The following is a 4,237-nucleotide window of genomic DNA, read 5'->3' as shown; positions in this document are numbered from 1 at the left end:
CCCCCCTGGTCTCGCGCACCGGCACGCCGACGGCGGACGCGACGGCCGGGCAGCTCACCCTTGCCGAGGCCTCGAACATGCTCAACGAGCGCGGTTTCACCGTGACCGACCGCTCCGGCTTCGTGCGGGGACGGGCCCTCAACGTCCTGATCGGCAGGAAGGCGGACTCCCCGGCCGTCCCCCAGCAGTTCGGGTTCTTCTTCGTCGGCACCGAGATGATCGGCAAGGACTTCACCGACCCGAGCGCCGGCATCCGCGTCGCCACGGCCCGGGACACCGTCGTCGTGCTGCGCTACGCCCTGTACAAACCCGCGGACCAGACATGCTGCCCGACCGCCGGAACGGCCGACGTGACGTTCCGCTGGGACGGAACGAAGCTGAACGTGGACCCCGCGACGATCCCCCCGAGCGACCCCGCCGCCAACGGCAGCCGCCGCTGACCCGGATCATGTTCCGGCCTGGCGGCCCTACCGTGACCGGGCGTCCGCAGCCGGCCGGGCCGTCGGTGGCGGATACGGGCTCCGGAGATGGCTAAGAGCCCCGGCCGGCACGCGGTGTGCCGGGCGCGAGGCCCTCGGGTCCCTGCGTCGCTCCTACCGGGTCCGCGTATGCCCAGAAGGTCCCAACAGCGCGGGAAACCTGGAATCCCGTTTCCCAAACGGCGAGATATCCCATCGGCCGGTGGTGTCAGGAACGAGGTATCCCGCACAGAGCGTGGTCGGCTGCCGTTGCGAGCGCGGCCTCGGCGGCCGCGGGGGCGGGGTGGATGGTGCTGGCCAGGACGACCGTACGGGTGGTGTCCTCGTTCCAGAACGCCATGGTCTGGTATCCGAAAATGGCGCCGCTGTGGCCCCAGTTCGCTCCGCAGCGGTCCTGGACCCGTTCGATCCCGAGGCCGTAACGGAAGTCCGGGTCGGCGGGATTCTCTACCGTGGTGGTCTTCATCTCCTGGAGCATCCGGGCACGGAGCAACTCGCCGCCCATCAGGGACCGGTAGAAGTGGGACACGTCCTTGGCGCTGGAGACGATGGCACCGGCCGCCCAGGCGTGCGAGGGATTGAGCCCGGTCACGTCGAACGGCCTGCCGTCGGCCGTGGGAACGAGGTCGGCCGGGACGTATCCGTGGGCGTAGTAGCCGGGTAGCTCCCCGGTGGTGGCGGGGAATGATGTGTCGGCCAGGCCCAGTGGCTTGAAGATCCGTCGTTGGAGTTCCTCGCCCAGCGGGTGGTGAGTGATCGATTCGACGAGCAGGCCGGCGACGATGTAGTTGGTGTTGGAGTACTCCCAGGCGGTACCGGATGCGAACGCACCCGGATGGGTTTCGGCGATGGCTACGAGTTCCGTCGGGGCGAAGACCCGATTCCGGACGATGCCCGCCACCAGGCTGGGGTCGGCTGTGTAGTCGAACAGGCCGCTGGTGTGGTTGAGCAGCTGTCGAACAGTGATCTTGTTTCCGTTCCGCAGCAGGCCTGGTAACCAGCGTTCCACGGGACGGTCAAGGGTGAGGCGTCCCTCCCCGACAAGCTGGAGTACCACTGTGGCTACGAACGTCTTCGTGATGCTGCCCACCCGTACCCGGGCCTGCGGCCGCAACGGCGCACCGGTGGCCAGATCGGCGACCCCCGCGGCGGCCTGGCGGATCCCACGGTGGTCCTGCACTCGGACCACCGCGCCAGGGACGCCGGCGGCGATGCCGTCGCTCAGCAGCGTGCGCAGCTCGGGGTCGATCCTCGACGTGTCCGGCTCGGGGGCGGGATGCGCTGCCGTGCCGGCCAGGGCTGGTGCCGCCCCCGCCAGCAGGGGCGAGAGCAGAACGACGGTCGCGAGGAACGCAACGACCGGGAGGACCGTGCCAGAAGACTTCAGCCGATGTGCCCGGTGCGGGCCGCGCACGTCCGGTGAGCGGCGCCACGTGTCGGTTACAAATTCGCGGAATGCATGCCATGTCATTGCGATCTCCAACGGTTTCGCCGGTATGACAGGCCGGATCCGCCTGGCTCCAGCGCCGGGCCGCGATGTCATGCCCGGCCGCCACTTCTTTCCTCTTCGACGGCCAGTGGGGCCTGGCGGCGCTGCCGCTGCCAGGCGGATATCAGCCGCCACATCCGTCCGGTGACGAAAGCCCCGGCGAACATGAGCACGTAGACCAGCGGGGTCCAGGCTCCCCCGACGGATGTATGCGTTCCGTCGAGATAGGTGAATGTCTCGTCGCTGATCAGATAGGGGACCCCGGTCCAGCGGAAGGTGCCGGTGGCATGCGGGGCGATCGTGGTGATCCCGGCGTCGAAGGCGGTCCTTCCGGCGTGCTCGAGCAGCGTCATGAGGACGTCGACGCCGAGAACGGTGACGGCCGCGGCGGTCCAGGACGGCCGCCGGGACAGCTCGCCGTACTCGGCGGCGAGGTAGCCGGCCGCGAGGATGCGCAGATCACCGAGCTGGCGCACGGCCTGCCGGGCGCCGACGTCCTCGGCCGCGGCCCGCAGGTTGTCGCGCAGTTCCCGACGCCGGATGATCCGGGATCTACGCGGCAGGTCCTGCAGCCGGGCGTTCATCGTCCACACGGCGCGTTCGATACGCAGCCGGTCGAGAGTGCTCCGCGAGGTGGCCATGTCAGGTGTCCTCCGTTGAGGTGGGCGGGTCGGGAAGGCGCCGGACAAGCACGGGGTGGACCACCTCGGCCAGTGACAGCCAGCTTGCGGTGCCTTCCGCCAGAGCCTGGGTCCCGGCCGCGGTCGACCGGTAGTACTTGCGGGCCGGGCCGGACCGGGAGGCGACCAGGCGCGCCTCCACCCGGCCCTCGCGTTCCAGGCGTGCCAGCGCCGGGTACACGCTGCCCTCGCTGATGTCCGTCAACCCGAGCTCCCGCAGTCGCTGGACGACTTCGTAGCCGTAGGACTCACGCTCGGCGAGCAGCCGTAGCAGCAGCAACGACAGGACGCCCTTGAGGAGCTGGGGATCATGCGTCGGCGTCATAGATGAAAGCTAAGCCGAGTACCTGGCATTGTCAAGTAGTAGGTATAAGCGAGATAGGGCATGGAAGACCGGACACCGGACCGCATGCCGCCGGCGGCGCGCCGGAGAACACCGGAGAACAGATGCCGCGGCTCCACCGGACACGAGCCAAGCCGGGGAGCGTCTCGCTCCAGCACGAGGACGACTGGTGCGTGACCGGGCCAATAGCCGTGACCGGGCCAATAGCATGGCGTCGATGCCGACGCTCCTGATCGTCCACCACACGCCCCCGTCGTCGGGCGCGGCTGCTACGGGGCGAGTTCGTCGATCGTCAGGCCGATGTCGCTCAGGATGCCCCGCAAGGTGCCCTTGGCCAGGTCGCGGTCGCTGTGTACCGGGACCGTCGTTCCACGCCCGTCCGGGTGACGCATGATGTGGTGGCTGCCGTTGACTCGCGCCACCTTGAAGCCGTGGCGCTCCAGCGCGTGGACGACACGGATGCCTCGGACGGAGGGAACCGGAGGCATCAGGCCGCCACGGTGACGGACAGCTCCCGAGGAACCCCGAACTCCTCGATCAGGCCGACGAGCGCCTCGCGGAGGTCGTCCAATGCCTCCTGCTCGGTCGCGCCCTCGCCATGGGCGCCCACACCTGGACGCAGCTGGGCATGCGCGCACCACACGCCGTCCTCGTCACGCTCGATGACGATCGGGACGGTGACCGTAGTCGTGCGTGACGCCGCCATACGCCCACGATATCGCGGGCGCTGTCCTGGCACGGAACGCTCGCCACGGTCCGTGAAGCCCGCCAGGAACCCGGCACCACCGCCGCGGCGTCCCGGATGGCCCGGTTGAGGGCTGGCTACTGTGATCAAATGGTTGCCGGTTCGCCCCGGGATGACGAAGCGCCGACGCCCGGCGCGGTCGCGGCGATGGCCGCCGGCAATCATGTGTGTCCGGTCTGGCGCAACGAGCTCGGTGGTCTCACCTTCGAGATGACGGGTCCTGCTGATCGACGTTTCGTCAGGTGGGCGCCGGCCGGCACCTGAACCTGACCGGCGGAAGCGGCTCGCCTGCGTTCAGCCGCGCCGTTCACGCAGGTTCCGTCGGTGCTCGACGAGAGGCGGGACGGGGCGGGCAGCTGACTGATCACAGCAGGTCTTCCGGGGCACAACGCGGTCGACCCGGTCTGGAAAGCTGATCCGTTGCGCGACATCGAGGCTCGCGGAACGCCCGACACCCGTCGTGCAGATGCACCCTTGTTGTTGCACGGCACGACGGGTGGT

General features: G+C 69.2%; 6 protein-coding genes. 1 reads left to right on the top strand and 5 read right to left on the bottom strand.

What is annotated here, in order from left to right; all coding sequences use genetic code 11:
- Positions 1-440, top strand: a 440-nt coding sequence (locus AC5LUJ_RS21920) for an LppP/LprE family lipoprotein (RefSeq protein WP_493465643.1), incomplete at its 5' end; no start/stop codon positions are given.
- A 247-nt stretch (positions 441-687) separates the two neighbouring features.
- On the opposite strand, the gene AC5LUJ_RS21915 is transcribed toward AC5LUJ_RS21920, so the two are convergent.
- The 5 genes from AC5LUJ_RS21915 to AC5LUJ_RS21895 all read right to left on the bottom strand — a co-directional run bounded on the left by AC5LUJ_RS21915 (position 688) and on the right by AC5LUJ_RS21895 (position 3,697).
- Complete coding sequence (locus tag AC5LUJ_RS21915) at positions 688-1,950, bottom strand: serine hydrolase domain-containing protein (protein ID WP_250291750.1); 1,263 nt, start codon at positions 1,948-1,950, stop codon at positions 688-690.
- Positions 1,951-2,018: 68 nt separating this feature from the next.
- Positions 2,019-2,609 carry a hypothetical protein gene (locus AC5LUJ_RS21910; RefSeq protein ID WP_250280791.1) on the bottom strand — a complete coding sequence of 197 codons (591 nt, stop codon included), beginning with the start codon at positions 2,607-2,609 and terminating at the stop codon, positions 2,019-2,021.
- 1 nt (position 2,610) lies between these two features.
- Complete coding sequence (locus AC5LUJ_RS21905) at positions 2,611-2,973, bottom strand: PadR family transcriptional regulator (RefSeq protein ID WP_250280792.1); 363 nt, start codon at positions 2,971-2,973, stop codon at positions 2,611-2,613.
- Positions 2,974-3,260: 287 nt separating this feature from the next.
- On the bottom strand, positions 3,261-3,479 hold the full coding sequence (locus tag AC5LUJ_RS21900; protein ID WP_250280794.1) for a type II toxin-antitoxin system HicA family toxin: 219 nt from the start codon (positions 3,477-3,479) through the stop codon (positions 3,261-3,263).
- Positions 3,479-3,697 carry a type II toxin-antitoxin system HicB family antitoxin gene (locus AC5LUJ_RS21895; protein ID WP_250280796.1) on the bottom strand — a complete coding sequence of 73 codons (219 nt, stop codon included), beginning with the start codon at positions 3,695-3,697 and terminating at the stop codon, positions 3,479-3,481. Before AC5LUJ_RS21895 ends, AC5LUJ_RS21900 begins: the two co-directional genes overlap by 1 nt.
- Positions 3,698-4,237: the final 540 nt, after the last annotated feature.

The organism is Protofrankia sp. CiP1_Cm_nod3, assembly GCF_982290655.1.
Note: the sequence above shows the minus strand (reverse complement) of the source record. Positions and strands in the feature narration are given on the sequence as shown.